Annotated in this window: 20 protein-coding genes; 13 read left to right on the top strand and 7 right to left on the bottom strand. The window is 61.8% G+C overall.

What is annotated here, in order from left to right; genetic code table 11:
• Nucleotides 1-3 precede the first annotated feature (3 nt).
• The gene (locus RA24_RS17530; protein ID WP_039147683.1) at nucleotides 4-324 is read left to right on the top strand and encodes a YciI family protein; all 321 of its coding nucleotides are present in this window, start codon (nucleotides 4-6) and stop codon (nucleotides 322-324) included.
• A 35-nt stretch (nucleotides 325-359) separates the two neighbouring features.
• Here RA24_RS17530 and RA24_RS17525 read toward each other — a convergent pair whose 3' ends face one another.
• Entirely contained in the window at nucleotides 360-1,358 is a 999-nt protein-coding gene (locus RA24_RS17525) for an asparaginase (RefSeq protein WP_039193236.1), read from the bottom strand.
• Between the two features lie 181 nt (nucleotides 1,359-1,539).
• On the opposite strand from RA24_RS17525, the gene RA24_RS17520 reads away from it, so the two are divergent.
• The 3 genes from RA24_RS17520 to rlmN all read left to right on the top strand — a co-directional run bounded on the left by RA24_RS17520 (nucleotide 1,540) and on the right by rlmN (nucleotide 3,860).
• Nucleotides 1,540-2,070: an invasion associated locus B family protein gene (locus tag RA24_RS17520; protein WP_029204711.1), complete on the top strand. Its 531-nt coding sequence runs from the start codon at nucleotides 1,540-1,542 to the stop codon at nucleotides 2,068-2,070.
• A 100-nt stretch (nucleotides 2,071-2,170) separates the two neighbouring features.
• On the top strand, nucleotides 2,171-2,566 hold the full coding sequence (locus tag RA24_RS17515) for a lysozyme inhibitor LprI family protein (RefSeq protein WP_019295172.1): 396 nt from the start codon (nucleotides 2,171-2,173) through the stop codon (nucleotides 2,564-2,566).
• Between the two features lie 106 nt (nucleotides 2,567-2,672).
• On the top strand, nucleotides 2,673-3,860 hold the full coding sequence (gene rlmN, locus RA24_RS17510; RefSeq protein WP_039147679.1) for a 23S rRNA (adenine(2503)-C(2))-methyltransferase RlmN: 1,188 nt from the start codon (nucleotides 2,673-2,675) through the stop codon (nucleotides 3,858-3,860).
• A 38-nt stretch (nucleotides 3,861-3,898) separates the two neighbouring features.
• On the opposite strand, the gene RA24_RS17505 is transcribed toward rlmN, so the two are convergent.
• Nucleotides 3,899-5,140: a reprolysin-like metallopeptidase gene (locus RA24_RS17505; RefSeq protein WP_019295174.1), complete on the bottom strand. Its 1,242-nt coding sequence runs from the start codon at nucleotides 5,138-5,140 to the stop codon at nucleotides 3,899-3,901.
• Nucleotides 5,141-5,471: 331 nt separating this feature from the next.
• Between RA24_RS17505 and RA24_RS17500 the strand changes: the two genes are divergently transcribed.
• Nucleotides 5,472-5,681 (top strand): hypothetical protein, encoded by a 210-nt coding sequence (locus RA24_RS17500; protein ID WP_029204713.1) that lies wholly within the window; start codon nucleotides 5,472-5,474, stop codon nucleotides 5,679-5,681.
• Between the two features lie 27 nt (nucleotides 5,682-5,708).
• Here the strand turns inward: RA24_RS17500 and RA24_RS17495 are convergent, their stop codons facing one another.
• Nucleotides 5,709-6,557, bottom strand: a complete 849-nt coding sequence (locus tag RA24_RS17495; protein ID WP_019295176.1) for an LOG family protein — start codon at nucleotides 6,555-6,557, stop codon at nucleotides 5,709-5,711.
• A 148-nt stretch (nucleotides 6,558-6,705) separates the two neighbouring features.
• Between RA24_RS17495 and RA24_RS17490 the strand changes: the two genes are divergently transcribed.
• The 4 genes from RA24_RS17490 to RA24_RS17475 all read left to right on the top strand — a co-directional run bounded on the left by RA24_RS17490 (nucleotide 6,706) and on the right by RA24_RS17475 (nucleotide 10,781).
• Entirely contained in the window at nucleotides 6,706-7,626 is a 921-nt protein-coding gene (locus tag RA24_RS17490; protein ID WP_039193234.1) for a threonine/serine dehydratase, read from the top strand.
• A 38-nt stretch (nucleotides 7,627-7,664) separates the two neighbouring features.
• Nucleotides 7,665-8,264 (top strand): GntR family transcriptional regulator, encoded by a 600-nt coding sequence (locus RA24_RS17485; RefSeq protein WP_029204714.1) that lies wholly within the window; start codon nucleotides 7,665-7,667, stop codon nucleotides 8,262-8,264.
• 118 nt (nucleotides 8,265-8,382) lie between these two features.
• Nucleotides 8,383-9,210 (top strand): 2,3,4,5-tetrahydropyridine-2,6-dicarboxylate N-succinyltransferase, encoded by an 828-nt coding sequence (gene dapD / locus RA24_RS17480; RefSeq protein WP_019295179.1) that lies wholly within the window; start codon nucleotides 8,383-8,385, stop codon nucleotides 9,208-9,210.
• Nucleotides 9,211-9,413: 203 nt separating this feature from the next.
• Nucleotides 9,414-10,781, top strand: coding sequence for a formimidoylglutamate deiminase (locus RA24_RS17475; protein ID WP_039193233.1), 1,368 nt, complete (start codon nucleotides 9,414-9,416; stop codon nucleotides 10,779-10,781).
• On the opposite strand, the gene RA24_RS17470 is transcribed toward RA24_RS17475, so the two are convergent.
• Entirely contained in the window at nucleotides 10,778-11,395 is a 618-nt protein-coding gene (locus RA24_RS17470) for a HutD/Ves family protein (RefSeq protein ID WP_241480969.1), read from the bottom strand. The two genes, RA24_RS17475 and RA24_RS17470, sit on opposite strands and share 4 nt — an antisense overlap.
• Nucleotides 11,396-11,458: 63 nt before the next feature.
• Here RA24_RS17470 and RA24_RS17465 point away from each other — a divergent pair, with 63 nt between their 5' ends.
• Nucleotides 11,459-11,806 (top strand): hypothetical protein, encoded by a 348-nt coding sequence (locus RA24_RS17465; protein ID WP_029204715.1) that lies wholly within the window; start codon nucleotides 11,459-11,461, stop codon nucleotides 11,804-11,806.
• 2 nt (nucleotides 11,807-11,808) lie between these two features.
• Here RA24_RS17465 and RA24_RS17460 read toward each other — a convergent pair whose 3' ends face one another.
• The 3 genes from RA24_RS17460 to RA24_RS17450 form a co-directional block, all read right to left on the bottom strand.
• Nucleotides 11,809-12,828, bottom strand: a complete 1,020-nt coding sequence (locus RA24_RS17460) for a transporter substrate-binding domain-containing protein (protein WP_036761810.1) — start codon at nucleotides 12,826-12,828, stop codon at nucleotides 11,809-11,811.
• 143 nt (nucleotides 12,829-12,971) lie between these two features.
• Nucleotides 12,972-13,895 (bottom strand): Hint domain-containing protein, encoded by a 924-nt coding sequence (locus RA24_RS17455; RefSeq protein WP_193747145.1) that lies wholly within the window; start codon nucleotides 13,893-13,895, stop codon nucleotides 12,972-12,974.
• Between the two features lie 155 nt (nucleotides 13,896-14,050).
• Nucleotides 14,051-15,646: a Hint domain-containing protein gene (locus RA24_RS17450; protein WP_019295185.1), complete on the bottom strand. Its 1,596-nt coding sequence runs from the start codon at nucleotides 15,644-15,646 to the stop codon at nucleotides 14,051-14,053.
• A 310-nt stretch (nucleotides 15,647-15,956) separates the two neighbouring features.
• Here RA24_RS17450 and dapE point away from each other — a divergent pair, with 310 nt between their 5' ends.
• Genes dapE through RA24_RS17435 form a run of 3 tightly spaced genes read left to right on the top strand, consistent with a single transcriptional unit; the run spans nucleotide 15,957 to nucleotide 18,093 of the window.
• Nucleotides 15,957-17,102, top strand: a complete 1,146-nt coding sequence (dapE, locus tag RA24_RS17445) for a succinyl-diaminopimelate desuccinylase (RefSeq protein WP_039193227.1) — start codon at nucleotides 15,957-15,959, stop codon at nucleotides 17,100-17,102.
• Complete coding sequence (locus RA24_RS17440) at nucleotides 17,099-17,524, top strand: GNAT family N-acetyltransferase (protein WP_039193225.1); 426 nt, start codon at nucleotides 17,099-17,101, stop codon at nucleotides 17,522-17,524. Before dapE ends, RA24_RS17440 begins: the two co-directional genes overlap by 4 nt.
• Nucleotides 17,521-18,093, top strand: coding sequence for a TIGR04282 family arsenosugar biosynthesis glycosyltransferase (locus RA24_RS17435; RefSeq protein WP_039193223.1), 573 nt, complete (start codon nucleotides 17,521-17,523; stop codon nucleotides 18,091-18,093). The genes RA24_RS17440 and RA24_RS17435 overlap by 4 nt, the downstream gene beginning before the upstream one ends.
• Nucleotides 18,094-18,117: the final 24 nt, after the last annotated feature.

Raw genomic sequence — 18,117 nt, 5'->3', positions numbered from 1 at the left:
CCAATGCCACAGTTCGTTTTTGCCTATCACGGCGGCAAGACCCCGGAGAGTGAGGAAGAGGGCGCCAGGGTCATGCAGGCCTGGAAGGACTGGATGGGGGGTATGGGCGATGCCCTGAAGGTGCCAGGTGCACCGGTTGGGATGTCCAAGACCGTCAGCGCCGGCGGGGTGGTCGATAATGGCGGCGCCAATCCGCTGTCAGGCTATTCCGTGGTGGAAGCCGCCGATCAGGACGCGGCATGCGAGATGGCCAAGGGCTGCCCGATGGTGGCAGACGGCAGCGGCTCGGTTGAAGTCGCTGAAATCATCGACATGGAAATGTAAGAAAATGCCCCGGTCCTGAACCGGGGCATTTGTTTTCAGAACAGCAGTTCGGCGGCGGGGCGGATGGAACCGCATTCCAGCCCGCGGCGGCTGTAGAGCATCTTGTTCATGTACTTGGCGGTCTCCGGGTGATCTGCATCCAGCACGCCGAGGCTGACCATCAGCGCCGCAATCGCGCATTCGCTGGCGCGGGTGCTGCCATCGGAGATCTTCAGCGCCACGCCCAATTTTTGTTCCGGCAGGATGGCGATGAACACCGCCTCAGCCCCGGTTTTGATCGCCACCTTGCCGCCCATTGCCCGCATCAGGTTGGTGCAGCAGCGGGTTTCGCCGGCCACCAGATCGGGATGCGCTGTCATTGCAGCAACCAGCTGCTGCGCCGCCTCAGACGCGCGATCGGAGCGGTCCGCGGCGCTGGCAAACCAGGCCATTGAGCGCGCCAGCCCGGTGACGGTGGTTGCAAAGTTCGGCGCTGAGCAGCCGTCGATGCCATAGCCGGGGCTGTCCTGGCCGGTGGTTTCCTCAAACGCAGCAAGGCAGGCCTGCTGCACCGGGTGGTCCACCTCGATGTATTCAGTGCCGCCGCCCAGGTACTGGTTCAGAGTCAGGAAGCCCGCGTGCTTGCCGGAGCAGTTGTTGTGCACCTGGCAGGGGCTGCTGTCGGTTTTGATCAGCTCATTTCGGGCGGGAATGTCGTCCGGCAGCTGCGGGCCGCAGCGGAAGTCGTCATCAGTCATACCCAGCTGACCAAGCCAAGCGTTAACCCGGTCGGTATGGATATGGGCGCCATTGTGGGAGGCGCAGGCCAGCGCCAGCTGTTCCGAATTCAGACCATACCGCGCGGCGGCGCCGGAGGTGATCAGCGGCAGCGCCTGGATCATCTTGGCAGAGCTGCGCGGATAGATCACTGCGTCCGGATCGCCCCAGCTGCGCACCACCTGACCGCTGTCGTCACAGATGACGGCATGGCCCAGATGCAGGCTTTCCAGCAGCGGACCGCGCCAGACTTCGGCCATGGGCACTGGATTCGGCATGATGTCTCCCCTCATGTTTTCTGGGCGAATTCCTGCCAAAACGCACTTTCGCCCGTGGTGCTAGTTACGTTAGTGTGCTTGTGTAGCGCAAGCGAAGGGATCGGGACCAGACAGCGGAAGAACGCTGCGGGCCCTTTGCTTGGTTTTGAGGTATGAAAGAACAGTCTTGGAGTCGGGACAAATGGCATTGAAACTCGCCCGCGTGGCTGCGGGCCTGTGTCTGGCAGCATTGGCAACCGCAGCAACTGCACAGGAAACGTCGAACAACCGGGTTGCGGCCAAGGTCGATTGGAGCGTTTTCGAGGGCAATGACCCCAACGAGTGCTGGGGGGTTTCCGCACCGAAGGAGACCGTGAACACCCGCGACGGCCGTGTCGTGGCGGTGCGCCGCAGCGAGATCCAGCTGTTTGTCACCTTCCGCAGCAGCGATGCGCCCAAGGGCGAGGTGAGCTTTACCGGCGGCTATCCGTTTGCGCCGGGGTCCACCGTGAACATGGCAATCGGCGAGTCCGAGTTTGAGCTGTTCACCGAAGGCGAATGGGCCTGGCCGGCAACGCCAGCGGACGATTCTAAGATCGTCACCGCCATGAAACGCGGCGCCAGTGCGGTGCTGACTGCGCGGTCGGCGCGGGGCACCCAGACCAAGGATACTTTCTCGCTGCTGGGCTTCACCGCGGCGATTGAAGATGCGGAAAAGCGCTGCAGCAAGTAACCCTCTGCATGTGCGGAAACACACGAAACCCCGGCCTGCGCCGGGGTTTTCTTGTTTGAAAGGCGCAGGGGGCGTAGCATAGGGGCAGGAGGTGTCTGCCATGCTGAACTCTGCCTTTCTTCCGGTGCCTATCCTTGCGGTTGCGCTGTTAGCCCTGCCCGCCAATGCCAATCCGGCACTGGAATGCGGCACCGGCAGCCAGGAGGAGGTTGGCTCTTGCGTGGCTGATGACGAGGAAGGTGTGGAAGCGGCCCTGTTCAACGCACTGGAGGCGGCCATGATTGCCGCCGCGGAGCGGGACAACGACACTGGCGGGACAAACACAGAGGCCGCGCTCATGGCGAGCCAAACAGCCTGGGAAGCGTTTCGCGCCGCGCATTGCAGTTTTATCGGGACGGCGCATCCGGTGCCGGAAGACGCCGGGATTGCCACCCGGGCCTGCTGGACAACCTTGGGGCGGGCGCGAGTTGACGAGCTGGTGCGTCTGGGCCAGTGACCGCCTGAAACCCGATGTGAAAGCAGATTTCCGCGGATTCCTTTTGATCTCTGTTCGAAATCCTATATAGAGCCGCATCCGCTCACCATGACCCGAGGCTTTTGCCATGACCGCCAGCGCGCCGATCACTCAGGATGTAATGACCCTGCCCCGCAAGGAGCCCGAGGGCGGCAAGATCAATCTTGTGGGCCTGACCCGCGAGCGCATGCGCGAAGTGCTGATTGAGCACGGCACACCGGAGAAGCAGGCCAAGATGCGGGTCGGCCAGATCTGGCAGTGGATCTACCAATGGGGCAAGCGTGACTTTGGTGACATGACCAACCTGGCCAAGGCCTACCGCGCGCAGCTGGCGGAGACCTTTGAGATCCGCATCCCCGAGGTGGTGAGCAAGCAGGTGTCGACCGACGGCACCCGCAAGTATCTGGTGCGGATCAACGGCGGCCACGAGGTCGAGGTGGTCTATATCCCCGAGGATGACCGCGGCACCCTATGCATCTCCAGCCAGGTGGGCTGCACCCTGACCTGCTCCTTCTGCCATACCGGCACCCAGAAGCTGGTGCGCAACCTGACCCCGGCGGAAATCGTCGGCCAGGTGATGATGGCGCGCGACGACCTGGAGGAATGGCCGGTGCCGGGCGCGCCAAAGGAAGAAACCCGGCTGCTCTCTAACATCGTGCTGATGGGCATGGGTGAGCCGCTTTATAACTTCGACAACGTGCGCGACGCGATGAAGATTGCGATGGACCCGGAAGGCATCTCACTGTCCCGCCGCCGTATCACCCTGTCGACCTCCGGCGTGGTGCCGGAGATTGCACGGACAGCCGAGGAAATCGGCTGCCTTCTGGCGATTTCCTTCCATGCCACCACCAACGAAACCCGTGATGTGCTGGTGCCGATCAACAAGCGCTGGAATATCGACGAGCTGCTGCAGGCACTGGCGGATTATCCCAAGGCGTCGAACTCGGAACGGATCACCTTTGAATATGTGATGCTGGACGGGGTGAATGACAGCGATGAGGACGCGCACCGGCTGATCGACCACATCAAGCGCTACAACATCCCGGCGAAGATCAACCTGATCCCGTTCAACGAATGGCCGGGCGCACCCTATAAGCGCAGCTCCAACAACCGGATCCGGGCGTTTGCCAATATCATCTATCAGGCCGGCTATGCGTCGCCGATCCGCAAGACCCGCGGCGAGGACATCATGGCGGCCTGCGGCCAGCTGAAATCAGCCACCGAACGCGCCCGCAAGAGCCGCAAACAGATTGAGGCCGAAGCCGGGATGAAGTGACCCGGCTCCGGCCCCGCTGCGGCAGGTCCCCGGCTGCCTTAACTGAAAAGGAAATCGTCTGCGGACAGCCCGCCGGTGTAGCCGGTGAGCTCGACGTTGTGATTGCCGTAGTAGCTAATATGCGTATCGCCGCCTTGCTGGGTGATGGTCAGGTCACTGAAACTGTCAGGGCTGGTTCCGGAGAACCGGATCCTGTCATTGCCATTGCCGAAGTCGGTGATTGTGTTCGAATCCCAATAGTCAGCGGAAACAAAAACAAAGACATCGTCGCCTGTTCCGCCCGTCAGAACATCAGAGCCGTCACCGCCGGAGAGGCGGTCCCGGCCGCTGCCGCCATGCAGTGTGTCGTTGCCGCGGCCGCCATACAGCTTGTCATTTCCGGAATTGCCGCGCAGGTCATCGTGTTCACCGCTGGCGCCTGAATATTTCGACGTGTTGATCCCGCCAATCAGGATATCGGCACCGCCGCCGCCCTTCAGCGTATCATTGCCATAGCCGCCAAAAAGCTTGTCTGCTCCTTTGCATCCGGCAAGCATGTCATCAGCCTCGCGGCCTTTGACCGTGTCATTGCCGCCATGCGCGAAAATCCTGGTGTCCTCTCCGGTTGCCAGAATGACTTCGGACCGGCCGCTGGTCTTGATCACTACGATATCGTCAGAGTTTTTGTACGCGTTCCAGCCTTCGGTCTTTGACGAGTTTCCATAGATATGCTGCAGCGCCTGAACATCCAAAGTGCCAAGTTCCGTGGCATTGTAGCCGGCATAATTGTAGGTCATCACGGTGTGCGCCTGATCGTCCAGATGATCGGCCAGCGTATGATCGCCATCATGCGGATGTTCCAAACCTACTGCGTGGCCGATCTCATGCAGGATCGTTTCATAGCCATAGGTGCCCGGCGCCATGCTGCTGCCCTGGATTGCCAGATCCCCCTTGCCGGTAGAAGTGGCGCTGGCCCAGGAGTAATTTGCCCAGCCGGCCGCTGAGCCGCCGTTGTAGCCGAATACATCAATCATCGCCGGACCGTCGGTTTCGACGAAGAGCAGCCCGGAGACTTCCTCGAACTCTTCCAGTGCCTGCCTGAAGTAGCTGCGCTGGGTGCTGTTGAATGACCAGTAGCTGGTTGCGCCGTAAGGGTCATCGGACGCGTTTCCCAATTCACCACTGCCGAGAAAACTGTATGTCACAACAGATTGGGTGCCGAGCTTGACCTGGCTGTTCCAGCGGTAGTTGCTGTTCGAGGTATAGGCCAAAAGCGCCGTGTAGTCTGTTACTTCGGACATCGGAAATCTCCACTGCTCCACCGCCGATAAGTTTTTGTTTGCAAATGTGGCCAAGTTTGGCCGGTTTCCTGGCGCAGAAGGTGCAAACACCGAAGAGTTTTCTGCAAAAGGCAAATACCAGCGTGTTCACGCTCTGGCGGACCGCGGCTTCCCGCCTAATTTCCAGGGCGACAGCCTTCAGACCGCTTATAAGCCCGACTGTTGCCTGACGGGCACAGCGGCAACCGCAGCACGTGCTGCCGCATTCTTTCCCCAATCCAGCTTCAATTCCGCCGCTTGGCGCAAACAGTTTCCAGATTACGGACAATCCAATTTTCAGAAGGAATCACCGATGGCTCCGATGGAACGAAAGACCGCCCCGATTGACCCCAGTGTTCTGGACCTGATCCGCAGCGAACGCCAAAAGGCGCTGAGCCCGCGGGAATGGCAATTCCGCCTGCGCGGATACGGTTATGCCGTGAAAACCGTGGGAGGCGCCCAGATCCTCACCCGGCTCACGACCGGCGATGAAGTCGGCAAGCTGCCGCCGGAATTCGCCTGATCCCGGCAGCAGCGGTTCTTGCGGCGTTCAGCGCTCGCGGCCTGGCAGGCTGTCGCGCGGCGGCGCGGGCTCCCAGTTGTCGATGATCTGAACCGCTTCCTGCGCGGTATCGACCACACGGAACAGGTCCAGGTCCTGATCGGAGATGGTGCCGGCATCGGCCAGCGCCTCCCAGTTGACGATCTTATTCCAGAATTCCTTTCCGAACAGCAGGAACGGCACCCGTTCCATGCGCCCGGTCTGGATCAGGGTCAGGCTCTCAAACAGCTCATCCAGGGTGCCGAAGCCGCCCGGGAACACCGTGATCGCCCTAGCCCGCATCAGGAAATGCATCTTGCGGATCGCGAAATAGTGGAAGTTGAAGCTGAGATCCGGCGTCACATAGCCGTTGGGCGCCTGCTCATGCGGCAGCACGATCGACAGGCCGATGGAATGGCCGCCCGCATCCAGCGCGCCACGGTTGCCTGCCTCCATCACACCCGGACCGCCACCGGTCACCACGACGTTATGGCGGCCGCCGCTCTCCTTGGACTTTTCGGTCATCAGCCGGGCAAACTCACGCGCTTCATCGTAGAAATGCGACAGATCGGCCAGCGTCTGGGTGCGCGCCTTGTCCTTGTGGGCGGGATCCGGAATGCGGGCGCCGCCGAACATCACGATGGTGCTTTCTATGCCATGCTCGTTCAGCATCAGCTCCGGCTTCAACAGCTCCAGCTGCAAGCGCACCGGGCGCAGTTCCTCGCGGCACAGGAATTCCTCATCGGCAAAGGCCAGCCGGTAGGCCGGCGCCTGGGTCTGCGGCGTGGCGGGCACATGTTCGGCCCGGTCCCGGTCTGAGTGTGCGTCGCGGAAACGGCTGTGGCGGTCTTCGGTCATAAGCAATCCAAATAAAAATAACAGGATCTCCTTTGTAACCGTCCTTGGCCGTTAGCGCCAATCAAGAATGCATCAGAACGCGCCGTTCCGCTTGCACGGCGGCCCGGTGCGGATAAGGTTCCGGCCAAGCAGGCAAGGAGGACCGCGCATGAACTGGCAGGATGAAGTCAAGGCAGCGGCAGAACGCATCCGCCCCCATGTGCAGCAAACGCCCGTAATGCAGACCCGCGGGTTCGGCCTGGACTACCCGGTGGAACTGAAGCTGGAGCACATGCAGCACACCGGCAGTTTCAAGGCGCGCGGCGCCTTCAACACGCTGCTGAGCCAGGAAGTGCCTGCCGGCGGCCTGGTCGCGGCCTCTGGCGGCAATCACGGGGCGGCGGTTGCCCATGCTGCGCATCAACTGGGCCACAGGGCGCGTATCTACGTTCCGGAAATGGCAGGCCCCGCCAAAATCTCGCTGATCGAACGCACCGGTGCCGATCTGCAGGTGGTGCCCGGCGCCTATGCCAATGCGTTGGAGCAAGCGCAGGCCTATGAGGCTGAAACCGGCGCCATGCAGGTCCATGCCTATGACGCGCCTGCCACCGTCGCAGGGCAAGGCACCTGCTTCGCCGAATGGCAGGCACAGGGGCTGCAAGCCGACACCCTGCTGATTGCAGTAGGCGGCGGCGGGCTGATTGCCGGCGCGCTGGCTTGGTTTCAGGGCACCCGTAAGATCATCGCCGTGGAGCCGGAAACCTCCTGCGCTTTGAACGCGGCGCTGGCAGCCGGGCAGCCGGTAGATGTAGAGGTTTCAGGCGTTGCCGCCAACGCGCTGGGTGCCAAGCAGATTGGCAATATCTGCTTTGAGCTGGCCGCTGCGCAGGGTGTCACATCCCTCACCGTGCCGGACAGTGCGATCACCCAGGCCCAGACGGCGCTCTGGCGCGAACGCCGGATCCTGGTAGAGCCTGCGGGCGCTACCGCGCTGGCGTCGCTGATGTGCGGTGCCTACCGGCCGGAGCCAGGCGAACGCGTGGCGGTACTGGTCTGCGGCGGCAACATTGCCCCGGATCCGCTGGGATAACCCTTGCAGCAATCCCCAGGCAGCCCTATCGGAATAGCATGTCCGCAACCATCGCCGATACAATCTATCTGAGCCTGAGCGAACGCATCATTACCGGTGCGCTTCCGGCTGGCGAAAAGTTGCGCCAGGACCATATCGCGCGGGAGTTTGCGGCCAGCCATGTGCCGGTGCGCGAGGCGCTGCTGCGGCTGGAGGCGCACGGGCTGGCGGTGTCCGAACCGCGGCGCGGCACACGGGTCAGCGCCCTGAACCCTGCTGAGATCCGCGAAGTGATCGAAATGCGGGTGGCGCTGGAAGTGCTGGCTTTGACGCACGCCTTTGGCCGGCTAACCGCCGAGGACATCGAAGACGCCAACGCTGCCCGTTTAGCCTGCGATGCAGCTGAGGACATGGCCAGCTGGGAACGGCTGAACCGCGCCTTTCACCGGGTGATCCTGGCACCCTGCGCAATGCCGCGGCTGCTGGCCTCGATCGACGATCTGCATATTGCCGCTGCCCGGCATCTGTTCGCCAATTGGCAGCATCAATGGAGCCGCCGGGTGGACGCCGATCACGCCGCCATTGTCCAGGCGATGACCCGGCGCGATGCTGCAGGAGCCTGTGAGATCCTGCGCCGCCACTTGCGCCGGGTGCGCTGACCGGCTGGAACCCGGCAAAACGCCGTCAGGGGCGGCAATTTGGACGCAATCCGGACATGACCTGCGGGCAGTTTGCCGGTATGAAGCTCCGAATCTAACCGATGCCGGAGGAACATCCATGTCCAACGCCCAGCTGGAAGCAGCAATCGAAGCCGCCTGGGAGGCGCGCGACACCATCACCCCCGCCACCACCGGCGAACAGCGAGAAGCGATCGAAGACACCCTGAACGCGCTTGACTCAGGCAGGCTGCGGGTGGCCGAGAAACTGGACAGCGGCGACTGGCATGTGAACCAGTGGGCCAAGAAGGCCGTGCTGCTGGGCTTCCGCATCAAGGACATGGAAATCCACGAAGGCGGCCCGCAGGCCGGCGGCTGGTGGGACAAGGTCGACAGCAAGTTCAACGGCTGGGGCGAGGCCGACTGGAAATCCGCAGGCTTCCGCGCGGTGCCGAACTGCGTGGTCCGCAAATCCGCCTATATCGCGCCGGGCGCGGTGCTGATGCCCTCCTTCGTGAACCTTGGCGCCTATGTCGACGAAGGCACCATGGTCGACACCTGGGCCACCGTCGGTTCCTGCGCCCAGATCGGCAAGAACGTGCACCTGTCGGGCGGCGTCGGCATCGGCGGTGTGCTGGAGCCGATGCAGGCTGGCCCCACTATCATTGAAGACAACTGCTTCATCGGCGCCCGTTCCGAGGTGGTCGAAGGCTGCATCGTGCGCGAAGGCTCTGTCCTGGGCATGGGTGTTTTCATCGGCAAGTCGACCAAGATCGTCGACCGCGAAACCGGCGAAGTGATGTACGGCGAAGTGCCGCCCTACTCGGTTGTTGTCGCAGGCTCGATGCCGTCCAAGAACAACATCAGCCTTTATTGCGCGGTGATCGTGAAGCGCGTGGATGAGAAGACCCGTTCCAAGACCGGCATCAACGAGCTGCTGCGCGACTGATCCACGCCGCGCAGTCTAAGACCAGAAACGCGCCCCGGCCGGGCGCGTTTTTTTCGTTTATGCAGAAGCGCCTGCTTCTTTCTGGTCCCAAATACTCCGGGGTGAGGCCGCCAGGCCGAGGGGCAGCGCCCCTTCTGCTCAAAACTCTTGCAGTGCAATAAACGTGGCGCTAATGGTATTATATCTACACATAAGAGAGTCAGATGCAGACCATTTTCGCCCAGCGCGCCCGCCTGCCCCAGGGATGGGCTGAGAACCTCCGGCTGACAGTTGATAACGGCCGGATTGCCTCAGTGGAAACCGGTGCCGGGCCGCAACCCGGGGACGCGCGGGCGGATGTGCTGCTGCCATCTCTGGGCAACCTGCACTCGCACAGCTTCCAGCGCGCGATGGCGGGCATGACGGAGTACCGCGCGGCCGGCAAGGACAGCTTCTGGACTTGGCGCGAGCTGATGTACCGCTTCATGGACTGCATCACGCCTGAGCAGTACGAGGCTATTGCAGCGCTGGTGTTCATGGAAATGCTGGAGGCCGGCTACGCATCTGTCGGCGAGTTCCATTACGTTCACCACCAGCCGGGCGGCGCGCATTTTGCCTCGATGACAGAGCTGAGCGAGCGGGTGTTTGCGGCGGCCAGCCAGACAGGCATCGGCCTGACGCACCTGCCGGTGCTTTACACCTATGGCGGTGCCGGCAAGCAGGAGCTGAGCGGCGGTCAGCAGAGGTTTGGCAACTCCGTGGCGGACTTTTCTGATCTCGTCAGCCGCGCCCGCGGGATTGCAGCGCGCGATCTGCCCGCGGATACCTGTGTCGGCATTGCGCCGCATTCGCTGCGTGCCACCTGCCCCGAGGATCTGGCGGAGGTGCTGCGGATCCAGGACCGGCTGCCGGTGCATATCCATATCGCAGAGCAGCCCAAGGAAGTGGCGGATATCAGCGATTGGCTGGGTGCGCGTCCCGTTGAATGGCTGCTGGAAAACGCGCCCGTGGATGGCAAATGGTGCCTGATCCACGCCACCCACATGACCAGCACCGAAACTATCGCCATGGCGCGGTCCGGTGCCGTTGCAGGTCTCTGTCCGATCACAGAGGCGAACCTGGGCGACGGGCCGTTCAACGGGGTGGAATACCTGGCGCATAACGGGACATTTGGGGTTGGTTCAGACTCTAACGTGCGGATATCGCTGCCAGAGGAACTGCGAACGCTGGAATATTCCCAGCGGCTGAGGGACCTGGCGCGCAATGTGCTGGTGCCGGGCGAAGGCTCGGTGGGCGAGACTTTGTACTTGGGTGCAGCCAAGGGCGGCGCGCAGGCTTTGGGACGCGATGCCGGGCGGATCGAGGAAGGCGCGCTGGCAGATCTGGTGGCGATAGACAGCACAGTGCCCGCCCTCTGCGCGCTGAAGCCGGAGCAGTTGCTGGACGGTCTGTGTTTTGCCGCGGGCGATGACACCGTAACGGACGTCTGGAGCGCAGGCCGCCATGTGGTGCAGCAGGGCCGCCACATCGCCCGCGATTCAGTGGTTGCGGGGTATCAGGCAGCCATCAAAGAGCTGCTGAGCAGTCTCTAAACCGTCGAAAACTGCACTTGGATAACCGCTCCGCCATCGGAAACCTCTCCGGTGGCGGCACCTTTTGCTGTAACACCCTCGCCTGGGAGAAAACGTCCCTTGCCGTGCATCTCCAGACTGCCGGAAACCACAAAGAAGGCTTGAATGCCCTCACAGTCACGCAACGTACCTCCACTTAGAATTTCCGCCTTTGGCGTGACACGGTTCGGATCATAAATCACATTGAACGCCTTGCAGACGCCATCACGCAGCCGGCAATCCAAAGCCAGGCCGCCGTCAAAGAACACCGGCGTCAGCGGCCGGGCCTCCAGCCGGATGTGTCCATCCGCCAGGGTGTGGCCGGCGCCTTCGACGATGCAATGAATGCGGGCGCGCCCGGGAAAGGCCGAAAACGGGCCGCTTCGCTCAATTTCTGCCAGGCTGAGACGCCAGACAATTTGGCCGTTTTCTTTGTGCACGGCCAGTTCGCGGGTTATGCCGCCGCCGTTCTTCCAGGGCACCGGCTGGGCAGTCAGGGCGGAAAAACGCATCGGGTATCCTCGGGGGCCATTATTAATAAGCTTAGACATAGAGCCCGGCTGCAAACCGCCGCAAGCCTTCAGTTGATTGCGCATCACCCCGGTACAGGTTTGTCAAATGGATTGACCATCCCCCTGCCCCGGCGCTATGGCGGCGGCATGGAAAAGAAGAAACCCTCCCGCCAGCAAGTCTATACCCTGCTTGTCCAGATCGGACGCAAGGAGGGAGACGGCCTGCCCGACGGCGCCACCGGCGCTGCGCTGATGATCTATGCATCCGGTATTGATGAAGCCGAGGCGGTGCGGGAAACAGTGGCGATCCTAAAGCAAGCCGATACTGCACCGCTGGACGTGACCGGATACGGCACCCTGGAAGAGCGCGAGGCCGAAGGCCATGAAATCGGCGATGAGGAACGCGATCTGATGCAGCGGGCCCTGGAGGAAAACGCGGTGATTGTCGCTCAGATGACCCCGTTCTTTGACGGCGAAGAGCCTGTTTTTCACTAACTTCAGTTCTGGCTGCCGAACCATTTGCGGTAGAGGGCGTCATAGCTGCCGTCCTCCTGCATCGTCAAAAGCGCCTGGTTGACCTCTTCCACCAGCGGCGAGCCGGCCGGGAACACTAGCCCGTAGTTTTCCCGCAGGAACGGCTGGCCGATGGTGTGGCCGTATTGATGGCCGCCTTGCTGCACGTAGAAATTCAGTACCGGCGCATCAAAGACTATGGCCTTGATCTCCCCCGCTTCAAAGGCAGCCAGCATCTCCTCCAATCCGGAGAAGGCAGCATAATCGATCTCGCGCCGGTCCAGGAAACCGGCGGCTGTGGAGCCGCCGATGGTGCCGACGGATCTGCCATAGAGGTCATTCACCGAGTTCACTGAGCCGGTGATTGCCTCCACTGTCATAACCGCTGTGATCTTGGCGACGAAGATTGAGACGATGAACAGCGAAGATACCACCAGCACCACGCCGAACATCCGGCCAATGGGTGTGCGCGGCACCCGTTCCTCGAAGCCGCCATTCACCACAAGGTTCAGCGCCCACCAGAAAGAGGGGAACCATGCCTCTTTCAGAGGGCGGTCGAAATAGGGCTGTGCGCGGCGTTCGAACGTCCACATCATCATGCCGCCGCCAAACAGCAGCAGAAAGGCGATCCCGATCGCCGCTGCCAGGTCCCAGGACATGATCGCCCGCAGCAGCGATGGCTCGCGGACGTCATCAGCCTGCACCATGATCTGCAAACCGCTTTCAAAAATCGGGTGGCTGAAATCCATTTCGATCTCCCGCGAGGCGGTGATCGAGATATTGGCGGCTGCCAGATCGGCCTCTCCGCTCCGCACGCCTTCCAGCATGTCCGAAAAGCTGTCAGCGCGGCTGACGCGGTAGTCCAAATCCAGCCGCTCTGCCAAGATTTTGAACAATTCCAGTGAGAAGCCGGTGTCGCGCCCCTCTTCCACCATTGAAAAGGGCGGCCGGGTGACGGTATTGACCGTCAGCACCTGCGCGGAAAGCAATTGCCCCCATAGCATGAACAGGACGGCTGGGATCAGGCGGAGATACGGCACGGAAACGCTCGGATTGGCCTCTGAAAGGGTTTCAACGTCCTTAGGCGGATCGCGGTTTTCACGCAAGCATCAAGGATGCAGAGGCAGAAATTGCGTCAAAGACTGTGTCAGGCCGTCCGCCTGTCAGCCAGAACCGCAGCGTCAAAGGCACGCAGAACCGGGAATTTCGGCTGCCGGTGTTCCGGAAGAGCAGCGGCACCGTGCGGCGCCACAAGACTGGCCGCCAGGCGCTGCGGGTCGCGGCGCAAGCGGCCCAGGTACAGGCTTTCAGTCATCGACCCGGCGGCAATCAGCGGTTCATGGTCCGGCAGGACCGCCTGGCAATAGGTTATCAGAGGCGCGCCAGCCTGGCCCGGCTGCGCGGTGCCGGTGCCCAGCAGATTGCCGGCTGGCACCAGAACCGCGGGCTTGCCAAACAGGTATTCGACCTCTGAGCCGGTCAATACCAGCCGTTGAAACGGCGCGACCTGAATGTCTTGCAGCAATCCAAAGTACGGTGCTCTGAGACGCACTGGAGCGAAGGTGCCCAGCGCAGGCACCTGGCGCTCCACCACCTGCAGCACGGGTACTGCCGCACCGCCGCTGGTCAGCACCAAGTCCCCCCGATTCAGGCAGCCCAGTGCGCGGTAGCCTTGCGGTACGGCAATTGGCGTGGCTGGCAGCAGCCCGGGGGCTGGACCAGCTGGCTCAACCTTGGCGGACAGGGCCAAGTATTCCACTGAAGTCCCCCTGTATCCCAGCGGCCCCGCCAGCGCCTGCAGATCACGCAACCGCCAAGGTTTTGGATCCGCCAGCGCGGCAATCTGCATCTGCCCGCCATCCGGCTGTTCCAATGTCAGCTGCCCTGTTCTTGCAGGGGCATCCCAGGCGTAGCTCAGCCGCAACCGTCCGGCGCGTCCAGAACTGGTCGGATTCAGTGTCTGATGCAGCACGGCCCCGCACTGCTCCAGAACGAAACTCAGACCGCCGCCCGGAACCGCCTGAATTGCCAGCCGCAGAGGCCAGTCTCCGCCCTGGGAATAAAGGAGCAATGGCTCAGGACGGGTGATTTCCGGCAAGTGGCATTCAAGCATGATTGTGCCGCGCACAAGCAAACTGTCTCCGTCGGCTGTCCCGCCAGAGCGCAGCGCCTGCGTATTGCACCAATCGAGCCCGCTGCCAGAGGCCGAAAACCAGGACACCGTCCTCAGGCCGCCTGCGTTGCGGCCAGAAGCTGGCCCTCATAAGACTTAAGCGCAGGCCGGGCAGCAGCGCTGTAGCCCGCGCCGGTTTCCGGGTCCAATTCGGGAAACAGCGCGCAAATCTCCTCAGCCACCGCCTGTTCGAAAAGATTAACGATCTGCGGTCCCGGCAGGAAACTTTCCGTCTCCAATCCTTCCGAGTAGATCACTTGGTGGCTATCGAACATAAGGTGCACATAGGTGACCTCACCGCCCGGACAGCAGGTAACGCTGCGGCCGTTCACCAGATCCTTGGCCGCTACCAGAACCTCTTCTTCACCGAAGAACAGCTCAGCATGGGCCCCGCGCACAAGCACCCGGTGCTGCGGCGAGACCAGCAGCGCGCCATGCCGCCCAAAGGTATCCGCAGCAATACGAATTGGCGCAAAATCCCCTTCAGCTGCAACCGAGCGGCCACCGGTCCAGCTTAGCGGCTGGGCCCCCTCGTCGCGGGTTTCAACCAGGTCACCTGGCATCAGATCCTCAACCGGCACTTCTCCGAGCGGAGTGCGGATAAGAGTTCCGGCCACAAAACAGGGGATTGAGCTTGCGTTGACAAAGCCGGTGTCGCTGATGGTGCCGTTGCTGACTGTATAAGTGAAATTGAAATGCTCGGTATCACCGTCACCCGCCAGGGTGATTGTGCCATCTTCGTTCAGCGTCACCTGCTGGCCTGAGGGCAGCGTGACTACGGACCCTGCGGTGACTGCAACCCCGTTGATGTGTGTCACGGTCAGAGTGCTGCCGTCAGCTCCATCCGTGCCGCCGTCCCATATGTTGATATCGTTTTCCAGAATATCGATGGTCTTGCTGCCATCCGGCGTTACAAACACTTTGTCTGTAATGGCAATCAGATTGGTCTGTCCCGACTTGCCTGCAATCAGGAGATTGCTGTCATAGCTGCTGTCGCCAACGTCGGCTATGCCGATCCGGATGTTGTTCACCTGATCCGGGTTCACCCGCATCGTCAGGGTCATGGTGACCGTCAGGCCGTCCATCTCCGTGTTGAAATCATCGCTGGTGTTGTCGAGATATAGGTTCTCATTAATTGAGGCACTTACATTTGCCGGGTTCGCGGCACCTCCTGCAATTTCCAATTGGGCCGGTTCGCCATTCACCCAAACCGCAACCATGTCCTGGTAAACGGAGTTCTGAAATTCGGGAAACTCCTCAGAAGAGAATACAAACTGCAGCGTCATCACCTGCGAATCCGGAATAAAGCTCACATCCAGATAGGAGGCGTCATAGGTTCTGGTGCCGGCGATTTCATTGAAATCGGCTTGGTTGCTTGGCCCCCAGGTGTTGGTGGATTGGTTGGTGTCCTGATTGGCTTGGCCGCGCGAATTGGTGAACTGATCGGCGCGCCCCGTCGACAGTATTACGCCTGTGTCACTGGGTGTCGCACCGGGTGCCAGCGCATCGCCGTTGGAATAAATCGCTGAAGAACGGCTGTCACCGGTATAGCTGGCATCTAGAACGGTAATCCCGTCACCAAAGATGGTGTCTGCCATCTCCAATGCGGATGCATTGGTATCGTAATTAAGCTCTCGTGCCCTGACCATTGCGCCGCCTGCTCCCGCCATCCGGACAAGCGTCCCGCGCAGACAGCTGCCACTGCCGCGTCGCCAGCGGACCCGCCGCCAGTCAGTTCTGCGCGCCCCGCTGTTACGGTGGTGCTGCTCTCGGGATACCCTGCCTCGGGTTAATTATGATTAACAAATCATTAACATGATTCCCGGATACTGGGCAGGCTCTCCTTTGCAGGGCCGTGAAACCGCTGCTTTTGCGCCACATTTACGGGCCTCCCTGCGAATTGCACAGCGCTCCGTTCCGCGCTAGGCCTGTGGCAACCGGAACCTGAGGAGCCCGCCAATGCCGCAAACCGATCCCGCCCGCCTGACTGCCGACCTGATCCGCTGCCCGTCGGTCACGCCTAAGGAAGGCGGCGCATTGGTGCTGCTGGAAAAACTGCTGAGCGAGGCCGGATTCACCTGCACCCGCACCGACCGTGGCGAGGTCAGCAACCTGTTTGCCCGCTGGGGCGCCAAGGGCCACGCCAAGACTTTTGGCTTCAACGGCCACACCGATGTGGTGCCGCTGGGGGACGAGGCCGCCTGGACCATGCCGCCGTTCGGGGCAGAGGAAAAGGACGGGTTCATGTACGGGCGCGGCGCGACCGACATGAAATCCGGGGTTGCGGCCTTTGCGGCGGCGGCCGTGGACTTTGTGCGGGACACACCGCCAGACGGGTCCATCATCCTGACCATCACCGGCGACGAGGAAGGCCCTGCCGTGGACGGCACCACTGCGCTGCTGGATTACATGGACCGCGAAGGTGAACAGATGTCGGTCTGCCTTGTGGGCGAACCGACCTGCCCCAATGAGATGGGCGAGATGATCAAGATCGGCCGCCGCGGGTCGATGACGGCCTGGTTCACGGTGACCGGTGTGCAGGGCCATTCGGCCTACCCACACCGGGCCAACAATCCGCTGAACGCAATGGCGCGGCTGATGGACCGGCTGGCGAGCCATGAGCTTGATCAAGGCACTGAACACTTTGACGCCTCCACCCTGGCTGTTGTCACTATCGACACCGGAAATACCGCGACCAACGTGATCCCGGCTCAGGCCACTTCAGCCGTGAATATCCGTTTCAACGACGCCCACACAGGTGCCGGCCTAACGGACTGGCTCCAAAGCGAGGCGGACAAGGCAGCAGCGGAGTTCGGCGTTGATATCGGGATGAAGGTGAAGATCTCAGGTGAGAGCTTCATAACCCCGCCGGGCGCGCTCTCGGATCTGGTTTCAAAAGCGGTCGAGGCGGAGACCGGCCGCAAGCCGGAACTGTCGACCACTGGCGGCACCTCGGATGCGCGGTTCGTCAAGAGCCACTGCCCGGTGGTGGAGTTCGGGCTGGTTGGCAAGACCATGCACCAGGTGGATGAGCGCGTGGAGGTCGCACAGATCCACCAGCTGAAAGACATCTATACCCGCATCCTGCAGGACTATTTCGCATGAGTCTGAGCATTTCAGTCACCGAGGATCTAGAGACATGCTTTGCCTTGCGCCACCAAGTGTTCGTGGAGGAGCAAGGGGTGCCGGTGGAGGAGGAGCAGGACGCGCTGGACGGCTCTGCCACCCATCTTCTGGCGCTGCAGGACGGTGTCCCGGTTGGGACGGCGCGGATTGTGTTCAATGGGAACACCGCCAAGATCGGCCGGGTTTGCGTGCTGTCCTCGACCCGCGGCACCGGGCTTGGCGCCAAATTGATTGAGGCTGCAGTGGATGCCGCCCGGGCGCGTCCCAGGGTAATCAAGGCCAAACTTGGTGCGCAGATCCATGCGCTCAGGTTCTATGAGAAGCTTGGCTTCACTGCCTTTGGCCCAGTCTATGACGATGCCGGTATCGATCATCGGGACATGGTGCGTGATTTCACGTGAAACGCACACTGATCATCATGGTCAAGGAACCTCGTCCCGGACGAGTCAAGACCCGGCTGGGACGGGATATCGGCGTGATCCCGGCCACCTGGTGGTTCCGCCATCAGTCCGCACGGTTGATCCGGTCCTTGCGGGATCCGCGCTGGCAGATCGTATTGGCGGTGGCGCCAGACCTGGCGGTGCGCTCCAAGGTCTGGCCTGCTGATTTGCCGCGTTGGCCGCAAGGGCCAGGCGATCTGGGCGCACGCATGAAGCGGATGCTGCGGGCCGTTCCTGGGCCTGTCTGCCTGATCGGTGCCGACATCCCCGGCATCACCCGCGCCCATATCGCCCGCGCCTTTGCAGCCCTTGGCGGTCATGACGCGGTTTTTGGTCCGGCAGCGGACGGCGGTTATTGGCTGGTGGGCGCCAAGCACCCCACCCGCCTTCCGCATGGCATGTTCGAAAATGTCCGCTGGTCCAGCGAACATGCGCTGGCCGATACGCTGAACACCCTGCCCGGCTGGCGCATTGCGCTGACCGATACCCTGCAGGACGTCGACACCGTGGCGGACCTGCCGCGGCGCTGACGTTTCGCTTTTCACAATGACGCC

The organism is Leisingera sp. ANG-M6, from assembly GCF_000813905.1.
In the GTDB taxonomy this organism is placed as follows: Bacteria; Pseudomonadota; Alphaproteobacteria; order Rhodobacterales; family Rhodobacteraceae; genus Leisingera.
The sequence above is the reverse complement of the archived record's forward strand: the minus strand, read 5'-3'. Positions and strand labels throughout refer to the sequence as shown.

What these genes read in the sequence shown, in the direction of transcription:
- RA24_RS17530 (WP_039147683.1), top strand. Translation starts at nt 4, where the DNA reads ATGCCACAGTTCGTTTTTGCCTATCACGGCGGCAAGACCCCGGAGAGT.
- RA24_RS17525 (WP_039193236.1), bottom strand. Translation starts at nt 1,358, where the DNA reads ATGCCGAATCCAGTGCCCATGGCCGAAGTCTGGCGCGGTCCGCTGCTG.
- RA24_RS17520 (WP_029204711.1), top strand. Translation starts at nt 1,540, where the DNA reads ATGGCATTGAAACTCGCCCGCGTGGCTGCGGGCCTGTGTCTGGCAGCA.
- RA24_RS17515 (WP_019295172.1), top strand. Translation starts at nt 2,171, where the DNA reads ATGCTGAACTCTGCCTTTCTTCCGGTGCCTATCCTTGCGGTTGCGCTG.
- rlmN (WP_039147679.1), top strand. Translation starts at nt 2,673, where the DNA reads ATGACCGCCAGCGCGCCGATCACTCAGGATGTAATGACCCTGCCCCGC.
- RA24_RS17505 (WP_019295174.1), bottom strand. Translation starts at nt 5,140, where the DNA reads ATGTCCGAAGTAACAGACTACACGGCGCTTTTGGCCTATACCTCGAAC.
- RA24_RS17500 (WP_029204713.1), top strand. Translation starts at nt 5,472, where the DNA reads ATGGCTCCGATGGAACGAAAGACCGCCCCGATTGACCCCAGTGTTCTG.
- RA24_RS17495 (WP_019295176.1), bottom strand. Translation starts at nt 6,557, where the DNA reads ATGACCGAAGACCGCCACAGCCGTTTCCGCGACGCACACTCAGACCGG.
- RA24_RS17490 (WP_039193234.1), top strand. Translation starts at nt 6,706, where the DNA reads ATGAACTGGCAGGATGAAGTCAAGGCAGCGGCAGAACGCATCCGCCCC.
- RA24_RS17485 (WP_029204714.1), top strand. Translation starts at nt 7,665, where the DNA reads ATGTCCGCAACCATCGCCGATACAATCTATCTGAGCCTGAGCGAACGC.
- dapD (WP_019295179.1), top strand. Translation starts at nt 8,383, where the DNA reads ATGTCCAACGCCCAGCTGGAAGCAGCAATCGAAGCCGCCTGGGAGGCG.
- RA24_RS17475 (WP_039193233.1), top strand. Translation starts at nt 9,414, where the DNA reads ATGCAGACCATTTTCGCCCAGCGCGCCCGCCTGCCCCAGGGATGGGCT.
- RA24_RS17470 (WP_241480969.1), bottom strand. Translation starts at nt 11,395, where the DNA reads ATGCGCAATCAACTGAAGGCTTGCGGCGGTTTGCAGCCGGGCTCTATG.
- RA24_RS17465 (WP_029204715.1), top strand. Translation starts at nt 11,459, where the DNA reads ATGGAAAAGAAGAAACCCTCCCGCCAGCAAGTCTATACCCTGCTTGTC.
- RA24_RS17460 (WP_036761810.1), bottom strand. Translation starts at nt 12,828, where the DNA reads ATGCTATGGGGGCAATTGCTTTCCGCGCAGGTGCTGACGGTCAATACC.
- RA24_RS17450 (WP_019295185.1), bottom strand. Translation starts at nt 15,646, where the DNA reads ATGGTCAGGGCACGAGAGCTTAATTACGATACCAATGCATCCGCATTG.
- dapE (WP_039193227.1), top strand. Translation starts at nt 15,957, where the DNA reads ATGCCGCAAACCGATCCCGCCCGCCTGACTGCCGACCTGATCCGCTGC.
- RA24_RS17440 (WP_039193225.1), top strand. Translation starts at nt 17,099, where the DNA reads ATGAGTCTGAGCATTTCAGTCACCGAGGATCTAGAGACATGCTTTGCC.